Source organism: Ruegeria sp. YTSA108, assembly GCF_059610185.1.
Genome location: NZ_JBXWND010000002.1, coordinates 417269 through 436726, shown reverse-complemented (window position 1 = coordinate 436726; position 19458 = coordinate 417269). Strand labels below are relative to the sequence as shown.

The window sequence follows — 19458 nt, the reverse complement described above, 5'->3', positions numbered from 1 at the left end:
TATTAATTGCAAGGTCCCCCTATTGTATCACGAAAACACCCTAATCCTTAGTTAACAATATGTTACCGTGATGTTACCGGAGTTTCTCACTTGCAAAATGGTTGCTTGCTTGCACCTTATGTGCCGGGTCTGATAAGGTGTATCCACAAGATATAGAGTCTGCATACAGAACGGGCAGTTTACGTGAGCGATACGCCAGAAGTTCCTGAAAATATGGAAGAAAACCCACCAGAACGCCCCGTTTACGGTGGCCCGACGGTCTCCATCGAATCCGAAATGCGCACGTCCTATCTGGACTATGCGATGTCGGTCATTGTTAGCCGTGCGATTCCTGATCTGCGCGATGGGTTGAAACCGGTACATCGGCGCATCCTTTACGCGATGCACGAGACCGGAAACACCCATGACAAATCCTATCGCAAATCGGCCCGTCCGGTCGGCGACGTAATGGGTAAATACCACCCACACGGCGACAGCGCGATCTACGACGCGTTGGTGCGGATGGCTCAGGATTTCTCGATGTCGCTGCCGCTGCTGGACGGTCAGGGCAACTTTGGCTCGATGGACGGCGACAACCCGGCGGCCATGCGCTATACCGAAGTGCGGATGGACAAGCCCGCCGCCTCTCTGCTGGCGGATATCGAGAAAGACACCGTCGATTTTCAGGACAACTATGACGGCAAAGACAGAGAGCCGACAGTCCTGCCCGCACGGTTCCCGAACATGCTGGTCAACGGCGCTGGCGGCATTGCCGTGGGCATGGCGACCAATATCCCGCCGCACAATCTTGGTGAGGTGGTCGACGCCACCCTCGCCCTGATCGACGATCCCGATCTGACGTCCGAGCAGCTGATCGAGTATGTTCCAGGCCCCGACTTCCCGACCGGCGGCGTAATGCTGGGCCGGTCCGGCGCGCGCAAAGCCTATTTGGAAGGGCGCGGCAGCGTCATAATTCGCTCGAAGACCCGCGTCGAGGAAATCCGCAAAGACCGCTATGCCATCGTGGTTGATGAGATTCCATATCAGGTGAACAAGGCTTCGATGATCGAAAAGATCGCCGAGGCCGTGCGTGAGAAGAGGATTGAAGGCGTCAGCCACGTTCAGGACGAATCCGACCGTAACGGCGTACGCGTGGTGGTCGAACTGAAACGTGATGCCACGCCCGAAGTTGTATTGAACCAGCTTTTCCGTTTTTCGCCGATGCAAACCTCGTTTGGCTGCAACATGCTGGCGCTGAATGGTGGGCGACCCGAGCAACTGACTCTGCGCCGGTTCCTGACCTCCTTCATTGACTTCCGCGAGGACGTCGTCGCCCGTCGCACTGCGTACGACCTGCGCAAAGCCCGCGAACGCAGTCACATCTTGTGCGGTTTGGCCGTGGCAGTTTCGAATGTGGATGAGGTGGTTGCAACCATCCGCTCATCCGCTGACGCCGCGCAAGCGCGTGAAAAGCTGATGACCCGCCGCTGGCCCGCGGCTGAGATCGAAAGCTATCTGCGCCTGATCGACGACCCTCTGTCCATGATGAACGACGACGGCACCTATAACCTGACCGAAGTTCAGGCCCGCGCGATCCTCGACCTGCGCCTGCAGCGATTGACCCAGATCGGTGTCAAAGAGGTTACGGACGAACTGGAAGAACTGGCGGGTAAGATCCAGGAATACCTGGATATTCTGTCCTCGCGAGAGCGCATCATGTCGATCATCGGGGATGAGCTGCGCAGCGTTCGTGAACAGTTTGCCGTGCCCCGTCGCACCGAGATCGTCGATTGGTCCGGCGACATGGAAGACGAGGACTTGATCGAGCGTGAGGATATGGTCGTGACCGTCACGTCGGGCGGCTACATCAAGCGTACTCCGCTGGCCGATTTCCGGGCGCAAAAACGTGGTGGCAAGGGCCTGTCGGGAATGCAGACCAAGGAAGAGGACGTCGTTACCAACCTTTTCGTGGCGAACACGCATACACAGTTGTTGTTCTTCACCACTGACGGGATGGTCTACAAGCTCAAGACCTGGCGTCTGCCGCAGTCGGGGCGCACTGGCAAGGGCAAGGCCATTGTCAACATCCTGCCGATTCCGACCGGGGTGTCCATCGCGGCGATCATGCCCGTGGATGTGCCGGACGAAGAATGGGAAAACCTGCAGATCATCTTTGCCACCAGCGCAGGCGATGTGCGCCGGAACCGACTGTCGGATTTCACCAATGTCCGCCGCAACGGCAAGATTGCGATGAAATTGCCCGAAGGCATCGAACTGGTGAATGCACGCATCTGCTCAGAAGACGAAGATGTGATGCTGGTCACCAATTCGGGCCGCGCAATCCGATTCCGCACCACTGATGTGCGCGTGTTCAACTCACGCGAATCCACCGGTGTTCGGGGCATAAGGCTGAGCAGTGGCGACCGTGTCGTCTCGATGTCGGTGATCCGCCACTTTGAAGCTGATCCGGATGAACGCGCCGCCTATCTCAAGATGCGCCGCGCAGTGGCAGGCATCGCCGATGACGGTGAGACGGATGAGGATGAAGCAACCCCCGGCACCATCACGCAGGAACGCTATGCCGAGATGTCTGCGGCCGAGAACATGATCCTGACGATCACCACGGGCGGTGCGGGCAAGCTGAGCTCCAGCCACGACTACCCCGTTCGCGGGCGCGGTGGCATGGGTGTTGCGGCGATGGATAAGGCGATGCGCGGCGGGGCACTTGTGGCGTCGTTCCCGGTCGATATCGAAGATCAGATCATGCTGGCCACGTCCAAGGGTCAGTCGATCCGGGTCCCGATCGAAGGCATCTCATTCCGCTCGCGGTCAGCAGGTGGCGTGAAGGTGTTCAACACCGGCAAAGGCGAAGAGGTCGTATCCGTTGCCTGGATCGCAGATCAGGGTGATGAGGACGAGACGGAAGAATAAGCAATGAAAGCCGAGGCTCTCTGGCCTCGGCGATGTTTCTGGGTGTCTGGTGTGCGGACAAAACTGCCTATCAATGCATAGACCTAATGCCCGAATTAAGGCTAAGAACCGACCTGCATCGCGTGGTATTTTGATGCTCTTTATTTTACCTGAAGTTGGCGCATAAGGACCTCAACCATCTTTTGTGCCTCAGAAGCATCAAGCCGTCCGTGCTGCAACAAAAACTCTGCGACATCTCTGTCTGTGTACCGGCCCGTAACTATGTCATCGCGCAAGATCAACTTTTGGCGCGCAAATTCGGCGGCGTTGTCGTGGCAAATAATGCATTTTTCTTGGAATAGACGGCCAGATTCTTGGATGAACTCAAACTGTTCTATCAGCACATTGATTTCTTCGTCTGACAACTCGCCGTGTCCTGCCTTCAGATAATCAATGACGGGACGACCAGAAGCTTTTCCGACAATGCCGCTTTCTGACACAATCAATTTTTCGGAGACAAAATCTCCTGCATGCGGCAGGTGACAAGATGCGCAATTCTCTTCGTAGATCAAATGGGGATTCGCCCTCTGGGCAGTTGAGGGAACTGCCCAAACTATAATACTGATTGCTATACCAATTTGGATAAATCCGTTCATGTCGGAAGCGCCTAAGTAGTGGACAATCCATTGTCAGAGTAGGTGAACTAAAAGTCTCGATCCTTGACAAGTGTCAACTTATAAGCAGGTTGGCGCTTTCTCGGCAGGTTTGGGCTCAGAGCAAGCTTTCGTCTCCTATCACGAATTGGGTGTACGATTGAGTGCGTTGTCTGGTCAGGCCCAGTTAGGCCCACTATCACAACCCGTACAACGATCCAAACTTTTGCTCCAGATACTCCAACAGTGGTTCTGGACCCGGTTCCATTCCACTTGCGCGTTGGATGATCTCGCGTGGGGCGAAAAGGCCGCCGTGGCGTTGGAGGTTTTCGCGCAGCCAACCGGTGGCGCCCGACGTGTCACCCTCGGCCAGTTGAGTATCCAGATCGGGCAGCGCGGATCGCAGAGCCTGATTCAGGCATCCGGCATAGACATTGCCCAGCGAGTAGGTCGGGAAATACCCGAACAGACCGACGGACCAATGGACATCCTGCAGACACCCGTTCGAGGGCTTATCAACCGCATAGCCGAAATCGGCCTTGAACCGGTCATTCCATGCACCCTCAAGGTCTCTGACCTGCAGATCGCCGCTCATCAACGCACGCTCAAGATCAAAGCGCAGCATGATGTGCAGGTTGTACTGCACCTCATCCGCCTCGGTGCGGATATAGCCGTTATGGACCCGGTTGACCGTGGCATAGAACGCATCGGCATCGGCGACGCCGAAACTGCCAAAAGCCTCGACCATCTGGCCAAACAGCCAGCCGGTATAGGCGCGTGATCGACCCAGTTGGTTTTCGTAAATCCGGCTCTGGCTTTCGTGCACGCCCATCGACACGCCCTGCCCCAGCGGGGTCAAAAGGTAGGCCGGGTCGATGCCCTGTTCATAGGCGGCGTGGCCGACCTCGTGAATGGTTGAATAGAAACAGTTGAACGGATCGGTCTCGCTGGTGCGCGTGGTGATCCGCACGTCCAATCCGCTGCCCGAGCTGAACGGGTGAACGGCCTTGTCGACCCGGCCAGTGTTCAGGTCGTAACCGAATCCGGTGGCCAGCTTCTGTGACAGGCGCATCTGGGTCGCTGAGTCAAACGTCCCAGTCAGGGCGGCCGGTCCGGGCTGATCCAGTACGGCTGCTCGCAATGCCACCAGACGCGGACGCATCTGGTCAAAGATCGCAGCGATCTGAGTGCCGGTCGTATAGGGCTCGTAATCTTCGACCATGGCGTCATAGACATCACCGCCCTGTGCCAGGGCCTGACCTTCCTGACGTTTGAGCGCCACAACCTCTTCCAACACGGGCAAAAAGGCCGCCACATCCTCATCGGCGCGCGCCTGTGCCCATGTGCCCTGCGCGGCTGAGGTAACGCGTGCGATGGTCTTGGCCAAATCGGCGGGCACTTTCACGGTCCGCTCATAGGACCGGCGGATCTCGCGCAGTTGCGCGCGGGCGACATCGTCCTGCGGGTCGGCCTGCTCCAGCCACTCTGCCACACGCGGATCAGACCGTCGGGCATGCAAAACAGATTCGATCGCGGCCATTTCTTCTGCGCGCTGCGGTGCTGCGCCGCGCGGCATAACTGTTTCCTGATCCCATCCCAGACGCCCGGCAATCTGACCAAGGGCTGAAGTTTCACGTTGGAAGGCCATCAGTTTATCATAGGCAGTCATCTGGGTCAGGCTCCGCGGATCGAAGTTGCGATGGGATAGGCTGTCAGGAAGCGCGCACGCAGGATCAGAGTCCACACGATCACGGCCATGAACTGATGGAAAATGGCGATCTGCCAGGGGGCCGCGTAGATCACGGTCATGATCCCGACAACCACCTGCAGCGACAAGGCAGCGAACATCATGTTGAAGGCAAAGCGCGTTTGCGGATGCGCACTGGAATTGCCACGCCGCCAGACAACGATGGCAAAGATCAACAGCAGATAACCCGCGCAACGATGGATGAACTGCACAAGCCCGGGGCTTTCGAAAAAGTTCCGCCACATCGGTTCCAGTATCGCCGCGTCCGGCGGGAAAATCTGCCCGCCGATCAATGGCCAGTCGGTATAAGACCGCCCAGCGTCGATACCTGCGACAAGTGCGCCGATGAGGATCTGCAGGAATGCGAAATGCATCAGGCCGGTAGACAGGGAAAACAGTTTGGCCTCTTTCGCGCGGCGGGCCTGCATCAGGTCACGCTCATCCCGGCCAAGTTCGAACATATACCAGGCGAGGAAACCCAAGATCACAAAGGCCAGACCCAGATGGATCGCCAGGCGATAGCTGGCAACGGCGATCATCCCCTCGCCCTGCGTCACGCCTGACGCAACCATCCACCAGCCAACCGCTCCCTGAATCCCACCCAAAGCACCGGGGATCATCAGCTTGCCGGTCCAGCCTGTTGGTATCTTGCGGGCAATAAGGAACCCGAAAAAGCCAAGCGCCCAGACCAGCCCGATCACACGGCCCAACTGCCGGTGGCCCCATTCCCACCAATAGATGGATTTGAAGTCCGCAAGCTCCATCCACTGGTTTTGGATGCGCCACTGGTCGATTTGCTTGTACTTGTCGAACTCGGCCTGCCAGTCGGTTTCGGTCATCGGCGGGACAGCCCCGGTGAGCGGGCGCCATTCGGTGATCGACAGCCCGCTATCGGTCAGGCGGGTCAGCCCACCCACCGCAATCATCACAACCACAAGCGCAAACAGGATCATCAGCCAGGCCCGGATAGCCTTACGCGCACCACCGCGGCCCCGGTCAATCATACCAGGTTGAACCGCTTGTTGTTTTTCAGAGTCTGAGACCTCTTCGAAGATGCTGCGCTTGCCGCTCATGCGTTCCTCATGTGTCTTGAATTTCGTTGCAAGCTAGGACCACCATGGGACGAGGTCCAGCCTTACCCTTTGTCTTTCCAACGGACCATCTGACGCATGACCCCGTGCAACATCTGCACATCCGCCCGCGTCATCCGCATCCGTGACCACAGATTGCGCAGATTGGTCTTCATGCTTTCGGCTTTTTCAGGCGGGTAAAAGAACCCCGCCTCTTCCAGCCGGTCTTCATAATGTTCGACCAGTTTTTCGACCTCGATGCCTGTGGCCCAGTCGCCTTTGCCCAGATCGGTTGCCTCATGCACGACGTCGCCTGTCTGGCGCATCCACTCATAGGCGGTCAGCAACACGCATTGTCCAAGGTTCAATGAGGCATATTCCGGATTCACCGGGACCGAGATGATGGCATTGGCCTTGGCGATATCCTCATTCTCAAGCCCTGCCCGTTCCGGGCCGAACAGCACGGCGACTTTTTCGCCCGCAGCGACCTTTTCGGCCGCGATCTGCATAGCGCGTTCGGGGCTGAAGACCGGCTTGGTCAACCCGCGCTGGCGGGCCGTAGTAGCAAAGACATAGGTACTGTCAGACAGCGCGCCAGCCAGATCGTCAAACAGCTGCGCCTCATCCAGCAGACGGCCCGCCCCACTGGACATGGCCACCGCCTTGGGGTTTGGCCAGCCATCACGTGGGGCCACGATCCGCATCCGGTCCAGCCCGAAATTCCACATCGCCCGCGCGGCGGCACCGATATTTTCACCCATCTGCGGGCGCACGAGCACAAATGAGGGCTGGGATTTGTCGCTTGGCATGATTGTCTCCGAAAACTGCGCCTGCTGTAATCGTCGCGCCAACGCAGGGCAAGCCATTGGCGGCGCCAATTCTGCCTGAAACAGGCATAAAAGTTTGCTTCCGGCCCGCAATCCGCTAAACCGCGCAAAAGACTTAAAGCTAAGGACGCGCCGATGGACACCCCCGAGCAGCCGCAGATTTACCTGATCACCCCGCCGACCATCACGTTGAGCACGTTCCCCGACCAACTGGCCCGCGTTCTGGACAGCACCGAAATCGCCTGCATCCGTCTGGCCCTTGCGGGAAATGACGAGGATACGATTGCCCGCGCCGCTGATGCCTGTCGCGAGGTGGCACATACGCGGGACGTGGCGCTGGTGATTTCCAACCATGTCCTGTTGGCCCAGCGTCTGGGCCTGGATGGTGTGCATCTGGATGATGGCGCGCGCTCGGTCCGGTATGTGCGTAAGGAATTGGGTGCGGATGCCATTGTCGGCTGCTTCTGCGGCACCTCCAGCCATGACGGCATGTCGGCTGGTGAGGCCGGGGCGGATTATGTGGCTTTTGGCCCGGTTGGTACGTCCTCTTTGGGTGACGGAACCGTGGCCGAGCTCGATCTGTTCCAGTGGTGGTCCGAGATGATCGAAGTGCCGGTTGTGGCAGAAGGCGGCCTGACCCCCGAATTGATCCGTGACCTCAGCCCCTGCACCGATTTCTTTGGCATCGGGGATGAGATCTGGTCACAAGATGACCCGGCCGCTGGACTGAACGACCTGATCACCGCCATGGGCTGAGCAGGATGTGAGCGTTAACCCTTGCACCCACGCCGGGGCTGCGGCATGACGTCGACATGACTCAGAACAGCGAAATTCTTTGTATCGGTTCTGTCCTGTGGGACGTGATCGGGCGTTCTGCCAGCGCCATGCGGCAGGGGTCGGATGTTCCCGGCAGGATCACCCGCCTGCCCGGAGGCGTGGCAATGAACATTGCCATGACGCTGGTGCGGTTTGGCATGACGCCCACCCTGCTGACCGCCATTGGCCGCGATCCCGAAGGGGATGAGCTGGTCAATGCCTGCGCCCGGCTAGGGATGGTAACGGATCACATCTATCGCTCGCAGGACCTGCCGACCGACAGATATATGGCTGTCGAGGGCGCCAATGGGTTGATTGCCGCGATTGCGGACGCCCATTCACTTGAGGCTGCAGGGGCAAAAATTCTGAAACCCCTGATGCAAGGCCCATTAGGCACAGAGACCATGCCATTCAGTGGCCCTGTCGCTTTGGATGGCAACCTGACGCTGTCGCTTTTGGAAGAAATCGCGCAAAGCCCAGCCTTCGCCGGGGCCGACCTGCGCGTGGCACCGGCCTCACCCGGCAAGGCCGATCGCCTGCTGCCTTTCCTCAAACATGCCCGCGCGACGCTTTATGTGAACCTCGAAGAAGCTGGCATCCTGTGCCAGCGCGAATTCGCGGATTCGGCAAGCGCCGCCAAGGGGCTGCTAGATCGCGGCGCGCTGCGCGTGCTGGTGACTGATGGCGGCAGTTCGGCAACCGTTGCCTGCGCTGAGGAAATCTTGACCCAAAAACCCCCATCCGTTCTAGTCACCCGTGTGACCGGCGCGGGTGATACCTTCATGGCGGCGCATATCGCATCCGAGGCCACCGGTGCCCCAAGCGATGAGGCCCTGTCACGTGCCCTGCATGCCGCCGCAACTTACGTTTCCGGAGAAACCCCACTGTGATCAACATTCAATATTCTGCCGAGGTCCGCGCCGCCAAAGACGCAGGCCAACCTATCGTTGCGCTGGAAAGCACGATCATCACCCACGGTATGCCCTACCCGCAGAACATCGAGGTTGCGGCACAGGTTGAACAAGACATCCGAGAGGCGGGCGCTGTACCAGCCACCATGGCGGTGATCAATGGTACGCTTCACGTCGGTCTGGAAGCCGAAGAGTTGAAAGCGCTGGGCCAAGTGCATGGGGTCGCCAAACTGTCCCGTGCCGATATGGCCGCCTGCATGGCAACCGGTGGGACCGGTGCAACAACGGTCGCCGCAACCATGATCGCCGCCCATCACGCCGGGATCGACGTTTTCGCCACCGGCGGTATTGGAGGCGTCCACCAAGGGGCTGAGACCTCGTTCGATATCTCTGCTGACCTGCACGAATTGGCCCATACCCCGGTCACGGTTGTTGCCGCAGGCGCCAAAGCCATCCTCGATCTGGCCAAGACGCTTGAGGTTCTGGAAACACTGGGCGTTCCGGTCATTGCCTATGGCCAGGACGAATTTCCGGCCTTCTGGTCGGCAAAATCCCCGCTGGCAGCCCCTCTGCGCATGGACAGTGCGGAAGACGTCGCGCACGCACATGCGACCAGACGCGCGCTTGGCCTGCCCGGCGGCCAACTTGTCGCCAATCCGATCCCGGAGGCCGATCAGATCCCATCCGAGGAACTGGCCCCGATCATCGCCTCGGCCCAGGCGGATGCAGATGCGCATCGGATCAGCGGTAAAGGGGTTACTCCCTACCTGTTGCAACGGATTTATGAGCAGACCGAAGGTCGTTCTCTGACCGCCAATATCGCATTGGTCCGCAACAATGCCCGTCTGGCAGCCGGGATCGCCCGCGCCCTGTCCGCCAAGGCGGATTGACATATAGCTATTGTACCAAGGCCAAGGACTGCTTAACTAAATTCGCAAGCCACTCAGGACCGCAATGAACACTCCTTTTGACGAAGAACCCAACCGACAGCCCGGCCTGTTCTCAAGGCTGCGCGCGTCCTTTCTGACGGGCATCGTCGTTATTGCTCCGGTGTGGTTGACGATCTGGCTGATCTGGTCTGTTGTCGGCTGGATCGACAGTGCGGTTCTGCCGCTGGTTCCCCACCAATTCCAGCCTGAACAATATGTTGGCATCAACCTGCGCGGTGTAGGTGTCATCTTTTTTCTGGTGTTCACCGTCGTGGTGGGCTGGGTTGCCAAGGGCATCCTGGGCCGATCCTTTATCTCGTTCACCGAAAGCCTGGTGAACAGGATGCCGGTCATCCGGTCCATCTATTCAGGCATCAAGCAGATTTCCGAGACCGTCTTTGCCCAGACTGAACGGTCATTTGAAAAAGCCTGTCTGGTTCAATATCCGCGCCGTGGCATCTGGGCCATCGGGTTCGTCTCGACCACCGCCAAGGGAGAAGTCAACGAACGTGCAGAAGCGGGTGGCGATCTGTACAGCGTGTTCATTCCGACGACACCCAACCCGACATCGGGGTTCTTGCTGTTCTTTCCGATCGAGGACGTCATCCTTTTGGACATGTCGATCGAAGATGCCGCCAAGCTGGTGATTTCGGCCGGTCTTGTTTACCCGAACGACAAAGACCCGACCCAGCCACCAGAGTGACTATCCAAACATTTCCGGCAGATTGACCGTGCTGCGTGCACCCAAATCGGCCTTGTGATCTGTCAAAAACTGATCAGCTGCATTGCGGCCAGCTTCTTTGAGTTTATGCAGGACCACAGGGTTGGGCACTGTCTTGGTCGCGACCGAGAGGTCATTCATCAACGCGTCATCGGCAATCATGTGAACCAAAACACGGCTCATTTCGCCCGCTTTCAGCTTGCCATCTTCCAGCAAGCGCTGAACGAAGCTTATGGCCCTCAGTTCCCGAAACAGCGATGAGTTAAAGCCAATCTCATTGATCCGGTTCTGGATCTGCTGCGGCGTCTTTGGGATTTCTTCCCGTTCCAGAGGGTTGATGTTCACGATCACCACGTCCTCGGGCAGATCGGAATTGAACAAGGGATACAGAGCTGGATTACCGGTATATCCGCCATCCCAGTAAGCCTCGGTCCGGCCCGATTTTGGATCGAATATCTCGACCGCCTGAAACAGGGTTGGCAAACAGGCGGAAGCAAGGATGGCCTCAGTCGACAGCTCATTCCCTGTGAACACCCGTATCTTTCCGCTGCGCACGCATGTCGCGCAGACATACAGACGCGGACCTTCGGCAGCGCATATTTCATCGAAATCAAAGCGCTCGACCACAGGTTCCAAGGGGTTACGGTAGAACGGCCCATAGGCATAAGGCGAAACCAATCGCGACCAGGCGTCGCCTACAGCAAACGGCAGCGAATTTTCGATGGACTGTGCGATATGTGAGGGCTCAAACGCACGCATCCAGTTGGTCAGGTTCGTATCGTCGACGGCCCCCATACGAGCCCAGAGCGCATCAAGATTGGCGCGCGCGCCCTCCCGGCCGCCCCGTACCATGCCAGACTTATAGGCCGCACCGTTCAGTGCACCTGCCGATGTTCCGGTGATCGCCGCGACTTCGATATCATCTTCGTCCAGCAGACGATCCAGCACACCCCAAGTGAACGCGCCGTGCGCGCCGCCGCCCTGCAAAGCCAGATTGATACGTATCACTGCCCTACTCCCCAAGGCTCAGAGCGCGGTCCACCCGCCATCAACTGAAATCGTCGTGCCGGTGATCTGCGCCGCCGCATCCGAGCACAGAAAGATCGTCGTACCGCCCAGTTGTTCGACCGTAGCGAATTCTTTCGAAGGTTGCCGCTTTAGCAGGACATTCTTCACGACATCCTCACGGCTCATATCGTATTCTTTCATCGTATTGGGTATCTGCTCTTCGACCAGCGGCGTCAGCACATATCCCGGGCAAATCGCATTACAGGTAATCGGCTCTTGTGCGGTCTCGAGGGCTACGGTTTTGGTCATCCCGACAACACCGTGCTTGGCCGCGATATAGGCGGCTTTGAAAGGCGATGCCGTCAACCCATGGGCCGATGCAATATTCACCACCCGTCCCCAGCCCGCCTTGCGCATCATCGGCAACGCGGCGGCAGTGGTGTGAAAGGCCGAGTTCATGTTGATCGCAATGATCGCGTCCCATTTGTCGGTTGGAAACTGATCAATCGGCGCCACATGCTGAATGCCGGCATTGTTGACCAGGATATCGCAGGCTCCAGCCTTTTCGATCAGCGCCCTACACTCGTCACCCTTGGACATGTCCGCTTTGATATAGCGCGCGTTGGTTCCGGTTTCCTGCCCGATCTCTGCGGCCAGAGCATGATCTTCGTCGCGGTCAGTAAACGAATTCAGCACCACATCCGCCCCGGCTTTGGCCAGCTCGCGGGCGATGCCCAGCCCGATGCCCGAATTCGATCCTGTGATGATTGCTGTTTTGCCCGAAAGACTCATGGGTGCTCTCCGTCAGATTCCGTGTTGACGGCACAGTGCCATGCTGCACCTGCAAAGAAAACGGGGAAAGATTGAGGGCGCTGTATCAGCGAAAATCGCACAAAAAAACGCCCGCACGAAGCGGGCGTTAAGTTATTGAGGCAGGTTTCATACAGGCAAGAAACCTATCGAGCAGTACGCCCTTTATAAGCAATTCTACGCCTTCGTCCAAGCTAAAAGTTTGATAATATGAAAAATCATGGCTACGGTGAATCCCAACAAAATAAGGCCAGAGCAGGATTGTTTCCAAAATGAGCCCCGATTTCCTTCGCCCCGTTCGCCCTATGATCGCGGGAATCGTTAGTGTTTTTGCCGTTGCAGCAGCCCATGCAGAATCGACCCATGGCATAGCTATGTATGGCGACCCTGCCCTACCACCGGATTTTGTGTCGCTACCCTATGTCAACGCTGATGCACCCAAAGGCGGCAAAGTCGTATTTGGAAATACCGGCGGCTATAACAGCCTTAACCCGTTTGTGCAAAAAGGCACGTCACCCTGGCAGTTGCGATTTTGGACCCATGAAAGCCTGATGGGGCGTTCCTGGGACGAACCTTTCACTCTTTACGGGTTGTTAGCCGAATCAGTTGAGACGGCTCCAGACCGATCCTGGGTCGAATTTACCCTGCGAGAGAATGCCCGATTCTCGGATGGGTCACCAGTCACTGTCGAGGATGTCATATGGTCATATGAGACTTTGGGAACCGAAGGGCATCTGAGATATCGCGGCCTTTGGGGAAAGATCGACAGTATCGAACAAACCGGACCGCGTTCCGTCCGCATCACGTTTAACGACCCCGACCGCGAGCTTGCGTTGATCGCCGGGATGCGCCCGATCCTTCAGAAGGCACAGTGGGAGGGTAAAGACTTTGCCGACGCGCCGCTGCAAGACATCCCCTTGGGGTCTGGACCATATGTCATCGACGGGTACGAAGCCGGACGGTATGTGAACCTGCGTCGCAATCCGGATTACTGGGGCGCTGACATTCCGTTTCGGCGCGGCACCATGAATCTGGATGAGATGCGGATCGAGTTCTACGGGGATGGCACAGTCGCATTCGAGGCCTTCAAAGCAGGCGAGCTCTCAGCCGTGCGCGAGTTTAACGCCGATAAGTGGAACAACCAGTATGACTTCCCCGCGGTACAGCGCGGCGATGTGCTGAAAACCGAAATCCCGCATCGCAAGCCTTCGGGCATGACCGGATTTGTCATGAATACGCGCAAGCCACCCTTCGATGATTGGCGCGTGCGCGAGGCTCTGACTCTGGCTTTCAATTTCGAATTCATCAACGACACCGTCACCGGAAGCGCGCAACCGCGGATAACCTCGTATTTCTCGGGCTCGGATCTGGCGATGCAACCCGGTACTGCCACCGGTCAGGTGGCTGAACTGCTGCAGCCGTACGCCGATACACTGTTGCCCGGTACGCTGGAAGGTTACGAGCTGCCGGTAGGTGACGGTTCGGAACGCAACAGGGCCAATCTGCGCAAGGCAACCAAGCTTCTGCAAGAGGCTGGCTGGACAGTTCAGGATGGCGTGTTGCGAAACGCAGATGGCGAAGCGTTCATCGTTGACATGGTCATCAGCCAGGGCAGCCTCAACGTTGTCCAGAATGTCGGAACGATCGCCGAAATCTATGCGCGTACGCTTGAACGGCTTGGCATCGAGCTTACAGTCGAAAAAATCGACGACGCACAATACACCTCTCGGATGGATGCGCATGATTTTGACATGACCCCATTTCGCCGGGCTCTTTCCCTGTCGCCGGGTAACGAACAACGCCTGTATTGGGGCAGTGAAAATGCTGACACGGCAGGAACACGTAACCTGATGGGGGTTCAGTCGCCAGCAGTGGACGGTTTGATCGATACGATGCTGGCCTCTGAAAGCCACGAAGATTTCGTGTCTGCGACCCGCGCGCTGGATCGCGTTCTAACCGCTGGCCGGTATGTCATCCCGATCTGGAGCTTTGACGTCGGCCGGATTGCACATGCGCGTGAGCTGAAACAGCCGGAAACCCTGCCCATATACGGTGACGGGCCGGAATACATGCCGCAGGTCTGGTGGTACGAGGAATAGCAGCGCCTCAAAAGAGGCGGCCCCGTCCTTTCCTAATTGCTAACTGTCCGTGCCAATCTCGTTCCAGAGGATCGCAACCGCTGCAGATGTGATGCAATAAGACCCGTTCGGCGTTTGCTGTGTGGGTCTCATACCCTTCGGCGGATTCTGGCACAGACCCGCAGTACCACGACATGCAGGTAAAGGCTGTGGGCATTCCGCTATAAATTGATGCGATCCCTAGTTTCAGACAAATTTGAAAAATTTCAACAAGGGGCTTTACGTAACGGGTTCGAAAGATATAGCCTGCGACTAGTACAAATGTATCCAATTTGAATTACGCCAAACATTACCGACACATAGCTGTGTTACAACATCAGGAACAGTATTTTCGGACCAGCCTCCACTCACTCAAAACTATTTGGTCCGTAGGCCCGTCTCAGATTTCCTGTGGCGGGCCTAACTGATTTAAACTTCGCACGCTCAAGGTGCGACATTTTGCCATAGCCCTACCTGCAAACACCATTCGTACCCTGAATTCAGGGCCGAGCAGATCTGTAGCCAGACAAACAGAAAGCCCAATTGATGTTTAAGTGGAACGATCTGACGCAAGATTGGAATGAAATGTACGCCCGTGCAAAACGGCGGTTTCCCAATTTGCGCGACCGAGACATGGATGCGGTCGGGCGCGACCGTGCGCAATTCGAGGCTTATCTGGCCGAACGCCATCATCTGACGGTGAACGAGGCACATGAAGAGCTTGAGGATTTCCTGTTCACCGAAGCGCTAACCCGTGAAGTCACCAAACATCTAGGTAAGTGACGTCACCCACAGGATCATCGCGTCTTCTTCACTGACCGAAACGACATTATGCCCCATGCTGCCGTCGTAATAGGCGCTGTCACCGCGGCGCATTTCGACGGGTTCGTAGAACTCGGTATACAGGCGAACGACACCCGTCAGCACGTACAGGAATTCTTCGCCATCGTGGCGGACCCACCCGTCAAACTCATCCATCGACCGGGCACGTACACGGGCGCGATAGGGCAGCATCTGCTTTTTCGTAAGCGTCTCAGCCAGCAGTTCGTGCTCGTATGTTGTGGTTGCGTGGCTGGTGCCTTGCCCCATCCGGGTCACAGCCATACGCCCGATCACCTGCTCGCGCTGTGGCGGCGTGAACAGCTGCGGAACAGAGATTTCCAGCCCGATCGCCAGTTTCTTCAGCGCATCGTATGTAGGCGACATCTGCCCGTTTTCGATTTTGCTGAGTGTTGAACGCGCCAATCCCGCCTGATTGGCCGCTTGTTCCAAAGTCCAGTTGCGCGCCTTGCGCAATTCACGCACACGGACGCCAAGGTCCAGCGGTTCGACCTCTGTGTGCTCGCCCGAGTTTCGGGCAATTCGGATCAGAGATGTCTGCTCTTTGGTTCTCATGCGCCACTCTATAGGGCCAGCCTGTCCCGCTTGCAACGCAGCAGTTGCCGCGTTAGCCAGACGCCATGCTTTCCCTTTTCGATCAAGGCCCGCCCAAGGCCTGCCCCACCCCTTTCAATCTGGCCGCGCATGTGTTGCGTCAAGCAGATCGCAATGGCGACAAGATTGCCTTGTCGGTACTTGGCGCAACGTCGGCACAGAACTGGAGCTTTTCTGCGTTGAAACGCGCGATCCTTGCAACCGGTACAGGTCTGCTGGGGGCCGGTCTGAAACCGGGCGATCTGGTCTTGATGCGTTTGGGGAACACGGTTGATTTTCCAATAACCTATCTGGGTGCAATCGCGGTCGGCATTGTACCCGTGCCGACATCGTCACAGCTGACACAGCCGGAAACGGCAAAGATCATCCAAGATCTGAAGCCCGCCGCCATATTGCGCGATCCCGATATCGCCAGCGCGGATCACCCGAACCAAATATCTTTGAGCCAACTGCGCGAGATGCGCGATCTACCTCTGGCCGAGTTTCGGATGGGCGACCCCGAAGACATGGCTTATGTGGTCTATACCTCTGGCACCTCGGGCAAGCCACGGGCCGTTGCACATGCCCATCGTGCAATTTGGGCGCGGCAGATGATGGTGGATGGGTGGTACGGCCTGCAGGAAACGGATCGATTGTGCCATGCAGGTGCGTTCAACTGGACCTATACGTTGGGGACAGGACTGATGGATCCCTGGACTATTGGCGCGACAGCGTTGATACCGGAACCCGGCACCGATCTGTCGAACCTACCCGATATGCTGCGCAATCACCGTGCCACGATATTTGCTGCAGCTCCGGGCGTGTTTCGGAAAATTTTGAACGAAGCAAACGATCTGCACCTTCCCGATCTGAGGCACGGTCTTTGCGCTGGCGAAAAACTCTCACGGCATCTGCACCAGAAATGGACACGGATCACCGGGCGCGAGTTGTATGAAGCTTTTGGAATGTCCGAATGCTCGACCTTCATCTCTTCAAGCCCAGCCTATCCGGCACGTGGCGATGCACTGGGGCAACCACAACCCGGGCGACGTGTGGCAATTCTGGGTCCAGACGGGCCGGTTCCACAGGGGAAAGAAGGGACCATCGCCATCCACCGATCAGACCCCGGCCTAATGCTGACCTATCTCAACGCGCCGGACGAAGCGCTGGCCAGGATGCAGGGCGAGTGGTTTCTGACCGGCGATCAGGGTGCAATGGCAGTTGATGGTCAGATCACCTATCTTGGCCGAGACGATGATATGATGAATGCAGGCGGCTACCGGGTCTCACCGATCGAGGTCGAGGCCACATTGTCCCGATATCCCGGCATCTCGCAGGTCGGCGCGGCCACCGTTGAGGTCAAGCAGGACAGTTTTGTCATAGTGGCATTCTATACCGGGCCGGAAAAGCTGGACGAGGACGCCCTGCGCGCCTATGTCGAGACAAATCTGGCGCGCTATAAGCAACCGCGCGCCTTTATCCATCTGCCTCAGCTGCCAACAGGCGGCAATGGCAAACTTTTGCGCCGGGCGCTGCCGGCCTATTTCAAGGCGACCAATACATGACCCAGACCGTCAAGCTCGACATCATGTCTGACCCGATCTGCCCCTGGTGCTATATTGGCAAGACTCATCTGGACAAGGCGTTGGCTGCAACTCCGGATCATCCATTCATCATTGAATGGCACCCCTTTCAGCTGAACCCCGATATGCCGGTCGAAGGCATGGATCGGCGCGAATACTTGGAGCGCAAATTCGGCGGCAAAGACGGTGCCATCCGTGCGTATGCCCCGGTGGTCGAGCATGCCGAAAATGCAGGTTTGGGCATCGACTTTGAGGGGATGAAGCGCACCCCGAACACGCTGGATGCTCATCGGCTGATCCACTGGGCCGGGATCGAAAACAAGCAGAACGCTATAGTTGATGCCCTGTTTCAGGCCTATTTTGTACAGGGTCGCGATATCGGCGACCACGAGGTTCTGGCGGATATTGCCGACAGTCAGGGGATGGACGCCGCCGTCGTCATGAAGCTGCTGAAATCCGACGCCGACCGCACCGACATCAGCAACCGTGACGCGCATTCCCGGCAGATGGGTGTGACGTCGGTACCGACTTTTATCGTTGCCAACCAACATGCTGTCCCCGGCGCGCAACCACCGGAAATGTGGGAACGCGTGATCGGTGAAATCATGTCTCAAATCGAGGCTTCCCCTGCAAAATAGCACAGCCTCCTGTGCATTCTGATCACTGGCCGTGCCCAATCCGCTGTGATAGCGCGAACGGGTCAGGAGAGCCCCATGAGTAATCGCATGCCGCGCGGAGAATTTGTCGCTTTGATCGCAATGATGTTTGCGACAATCGCGTTTTCTATCGACTCGATGCTGCCCGCCCTGCCGCAGATCAGCGCGCAACTCAGCCCAGGTGATGCAAACAAGGCGCAGTTGATCCTGACCTCATTTGTGCTGGGCATGGGGATCGGCACCTTTTTCACCGGCCCTCTGTCGGATGCATTCGGGCGCAAGCCGGTAATTTACGTCGGCTCTGCGCTGTATATCCTGTCTGCCGCAGTTGCCTGGGCCACCTCCTCGCTTGAGATGCTGTTGATTGCGCGCATCTTTCAAGGCATCGGCAGCGCGGCCCCACGCGTGGTGGCCATGGCCATTATCCGTGACCTCTATTCCGGCCGTGAGATGGCCCGCATCGTCTCGATTGCCATGATGATCTTTACGCTGGTTCCCGCCATCGCGCCTATGATGGGTGCCGGGGTGATCGCTCTGGCCGGGTGGCGTGGCATCTTCGCTTCGTTCATGTTGTTCTCTTTGATCACCATCACGTGGATGGGCCTGCGTCTGAGCGAACCTCTGGCACCCGAAAATCGCCGCCCCCTGCGCCTGCCGCTTATGATTGATGCCGCGCGGCAGATGTTTGCACACCCGACTGTGCGGGTTTCGATCATGGTGCAAACGCTTTGCCTTGGGATGCTGTTCACCATGCTGACGATGGTACAACCTGTTTATGACATCATCTACGACAGAGCAGACAGTTTCCCCTTCTGGTTTGGTTTCGTTGCTCTGATGGCTGGCTCGGCCAGTTTGTTGAACGCGACTTTGGTCATCCGATTGGGGATGCGCCGGATTGTAACCTGGACTTTGGGCGCACAGATCATCTTTACGTGTTTTGTCATGGTAATGAATGGTCTGGACCTTTCTGATGGCGCCTCATTTGCGCTTTTTGTCAGTTGGCAGACTGCCGTGTTCTTCATGGCCGGTATGACGATGGGCAACCTGAATGCCATAGCGATGGAGCCGATGGGCCATATTGCGGGCATGGCAGCGTCAGTCATAGGCGCGGTATCAACCGTTCTGGCCGCTGCAGTAGCAGCCCCCTTGGGACAGTTGTTTGACGGATCGATCCTGCCCTTGGCAATAGGTGTCCTGACTATGTGCACGATGGGGTTCGGCCTGATGCTGTATATGGGCCGGATAGAAGACAGATTGCCCGCCTGATCTGTGCAGAGCGCGTGAAACACGTTATCCTCCCCTTGTTTC

At 57.5% G+C, this 19458-nt stretch carries 17 protein-coding genes; 10 read left to right on the top strand and 7 right to left on the bottom strand.

The features are described from left to right. The first annotated feature begins 213 nt into the window (after nucleotides 1–213). Complete coding sequence (gyrA, locus tag AC2FHW_RS05205; RefSeq protein ID WP_496821540.1) at nucleotides 214–2910, top strand: DNA gyrase subunit A; 2697 nt, start codon at nucleotides 214–216, stop codon at nucleotides 2908–2910. Between the two features lie 140 nt (nucleotides 2911–3050). Here gyrA and AC2FHW_RS05200 read toward each other — a convergent pair whose 3' ends face one another. The 4 genes from AC2FHW_RS05200 to AC2FHW_RS05185 form a co-directional block, all read right to left on the bottom strand. Continuing rightward, nucleotides 3051–3545, bottom strand: a complete 495-nt coding sequence (locus AC2FHW_RS05200) for a hypothetical protein (RefSeq protein WP_271947312.1) — start codon at nucleotides 3543–3545, stop codon at nucleotides 3051–3053. A gap of 196 nt (nucleotides 3546–3741) precedes the next feature. Beyond that, nucleotides 3742–5211, bottom strand: coding sequence for a carboxypeptidase M32 (locus AC2FHW_RS05195; protein WP_271947314.1), 1470 nt, complete (start codon nucleotides 5209–5211; stop codon nucleotides 3742–3744). 5 nt (nucleotides 5212–5216) lie between these two features. Beyond that, nucleotides 5217–6362, bottom strand: a complete 1146-nt coding sequence (gene ctaA, locus AC2FHW_RS05190; protein WP_271947315.1) for a heme A synthase — start codon at nucleotides 6360–6362, stop codon at nucleotides 5217–5219. A gap of 62 nt (nucleotides 6363–6424) precedes the next feature. Continuing rightward, nucleotides 6425–7168 carry an RNA methyltransferase gene (locus tag AC2FHW_RS05185; protein ID WP_281972025.1) on the bottom strand — a complete coding sequence of 248 codons (744 nt, stop codon included), beginning with the start codon at nucleotides 7166–7168 and terminating at the stop codon, nucleotides 6425–6427. A 153-nt stretch (nucleotides 7169–7321) separates the two neighbouring features. Between AC2FHW_RS05185 and AC2FHW_RS05180 the strand changes: the two genes are divergently transcribed. The 4 genes from AC2FHW_RS05180 (at nucleotide 7322) to AC2FHW_RS05165 (ending at nucleotide 10545) form a co-directional block, all read left to right on the top strand. Further along, on the top strand, nucleotides 7322–7942 hold the full coding sequence (locus AC2FHW_RS05180; protein WP_142633562.1) for a thiamine phosphate synthase: 621 nt from the start codon (nucleotides 7322–7324) through the stop codon (nucleotides 7940–7942). Nucleotides 7943–7998: 56 nt separating this feature from the next. After that, complete coding sequence (locus tag AC2FHW_RS05175; protein WP_496821524.1) at nucleotides 7999–8892, top strand: PfkB family carbohydrate kinase; 894 nt, start codon at nucleotides 7999–8001, stop codon at nucleotides 8890–8892. Beyond that, nucleotides 8889–9803 carry a pseudouridine-5'-phosphate glycosidase gene (locus AC2FHW_RS05170; RefSeq protein ID WP_142633559.1) on the top strand — a complete coding sequence of 305 codons (915 nt, stop codon included), beginning with the start codon at nucleotides 8889–8891 and terminating at the stop codon, nucleotides 9801–9803. The genes AC2FHW_RS05175 and AC2FHW_RS05170 overlap by 4 nt, the downstream gene beginning before the upstream one ends. A gap of 64 nt (nucleotides 9804–9867) precedes the next feature. Further along, complete coding sequence (locus AC2FHW_RS05165; RefSeq protein WP_142633557.1) at nucleotides 9868–10545, top strand: DUF502 domain-containing protein; 678 nt, start codon at nucleotides 9868–9870, stop codon at nucleotides 10543–10545. Here AC2FHW_RS05165 and AC2FHW_RS05160 read toward each other — a convergent pair whose 3' ends face one another. Together AC2FHW_RS05160 and AC2FHW_RS05155 are read right to left on the bottom strand one after the other, a co-directional pair. Then, on the bottom strand, nucleotides 10546–11571 hold the full coding sequence (locus AC2FHW_RS05160) for a patatin-like phospholipase family protein (RefSeq protein ID WP_496821522.1): 1026 nt from the start codon (nucleotides 11569–11571) through the stop codon (nucleotides 10546–10548). 18 nt (nucleotides 11572–11589) lie between these two features. Then, nucleotides 11590–12363, bottom strand: coding sequence for a 3-hydroxybutyrate dehydrogenase (locus AC2FHW_RS05155; RefSeq protein WP_142633555.1), 774 nt, complete (start codon nucleotides 12361–12363; stop codon nucleotides 11590–11592). A 290-nt stretch (nucleotides 12364–12653) separates the two neighbouring features. Between AC2FHW_RS05155 and AC2FHW_RS05150 the strand changes: the two genes are divergently transcribed. Both AC2FHW_RS05150 and AC2FHW_RS05145 read left to right on the top strand, forming a co-directional pair. Further along, complete coding sequence (locus AC2FHW_RS05150) at nucleotides 12654–14480, top strand: extracellular solute-binding protein (RefSeq protein WP_281972021.1); 1827 nt, start codon at nucleotides 12654–12656, stop codon at nucleotides 14478–14480. A gap of 564 nt (nucleotides 14481–15044) precedes the next feature. Continuing rightward, nucleotides 15045–15281, top strand: coding sequence for a hypothetical protein (locus AC2FHW_RS05145; RefSeq protein ID WP_142633552.1), 237 nt, complete (start codon nucleotides 15045–15047; stop codon nucleotides 15279–15281). On the opposite strand, the gene AC2FHW_RS05140 is transcribed toward AC2FHW_RS05145, so the two are convergent. Next, nucleotides 15270–15893 (bottom strand): helix-turn-helix domain-containing protein, encoded by a 624-nt coding sequence (locus AC2FHW_RS05140; RefSeq protein WP_142633550.1) that lies wholly within the window; start codon nucleotides 15891–15893, stop codon nucleotides 15270–15272. The genes AC2FHW_RS05145 and AC2FHW_RS05140 overlap by 12 nt on opposite strands. Before the next feature lie 65 nt (nucleotides 15894–15958). On the opposite strand from AC2FHW_RS05140, the gene AC2FHW_RS05135 reads away from it, so the two are divergent. From AC2FHW_RS05135 to AC2FHW_RS05125, 3 genes are all read left to right on the top strand, one after another. Beyond that, on the top strand, nucleotides 15959–17476 hold the full coding sequence (locus tag AC2FHW_RS05135) for a class I adenylate-forming enzyme family protein (RefSeq protein WP_496710297.1): 1518 nt from the start codon (nucleotides 15959–15961) through the stop codon (nucleotides 17474–17476). Then, nucleotides 17473–18132, top strand: coding sequence for a DsbA family oxidoreductase (locus AC2FHW_RS05130; protein WP_142633547.1), 660 nt, complete (start codon nucleotides 17473–17475; stop codon nucleotides 18130–18132). Before AC2FHW_RS05135 ends, AC2FHW_RS05130 begins: the two co-directional genes overlap by 4 nt. 75 nt (nucleotides 18133–18207) lie before the next feature. Beyond that, entirely contained in the window at nucleotides 18208–19416 is a 1209-nt protein-coding gene (locus AC2FHW_RS05125) for a multidrug effflux MFS transporter (protein WP_142633545.1), read from the top strand. Nucleotides 19417–19458: the final 42 nt, after the last annotated feature.

Coding starts and splice junctions, on each gene's coding strand:
- gyrA (WP_496821540.1), top strand. CDS start 214: ATGGAAGAAAACCCACCAGAACGCCCCGTTTACGGTGGCCCGACGGTC.
- AC2FHW_RS05200 (WP_271947312.1), bottom strand. CDS start 3,545: ATGAACGGATTTATCCAAATTGGTATAGCAATCAGTATTATAGTTTGG.
- AC2FHW_RS05195 (WP_271947314.1), bottom strand. CDS start 5,211: ATGACTGCCTATGATAAACTGATGGCCTTCCAACGTGAAACTTCAGCC.
- ctaA (WP_271947315.1), bottom strand. CDS start 6,362: ATGAGCGGCAAGCGCAGCATCTTCGAAGAGGTCTCAGACTCTGAAAAA.
- AC2FHW_RS05185 (WP_281972025.1), bottom strand. CDS start 7,168: ATGCCAAGCGACAAATCCCAGCCCTCATTTGTGCTCGTGCGCCCGCAG.
- AC2FHW_RS05180 (WP_142633562.1), top strand. CDS start 7,322: ATGGACACCCCCGAGCAGCCGCAGATTTACCTGATCACCCCGCCGACC.
- AC2FHW_RS05175 (WP_496821524.1), top strand. CDS start 7,999: ATGACTCAGAACAGCGAAATTCTTTGTATCGGTTCTGTCCTGTGGGAC.
- AC2FHW_RS05165 (WP_142633557.1), top strand. CDS start 9,868: ATGAACACTCCTTTTGACGAAGAACCCAACCGACAGCCCGGCCTGTTC.
- AC2FHW_RS05155 (WP_142633555.1), bottom strand. CDS start 12,363: ATGAGTCTTTCGGGCAAAACAGCAATCATCACAGGATCGAATTCGGGC.
- AC2FHW_RS05150 (WP_281972021.1), top strand. CDS start 12,654: ATGAGCCCCGATTTCCTTCGCCCCGTTCGCCCTATGATCGCGGGAATC.
- AC2FHW_RS05145 (WP_142633552.1), top strand. CDS start 15,045: ATGTTTAAGTGGAACGATCTGACGCAAGATTGGAATGAAATGTACGCC.
- AC2FHW_RS05140 (WP_142633550.1), bottom strand. CDS start 15,893: ATGAGAACCAAAGAGCAGACATCTCTGATCCGAATTGCCCGAAACTCG.
- AC2FHW_RS05135 (WP_496710297.1), top strand. CDS start 15,959: ATGCTTTCCCTTTTCGATCAAGGCCCGCCCAAGGCCTGCCCCACCCCT.
- AC2FHW_RS05130 (WP_142633547.1), top strand. CDS start 17,473: ATGACCCAGACCGTCAAGCTCGACATCATGTCTGACCCGATCTGCCCC.
- AC2FHW_RS05125 (WP_142633545.1), top strand. CDS start 18,208: ATGAGTAATCGCATGCCGCGCGGAGAATTTGTCGCTTTGATCGCAATG.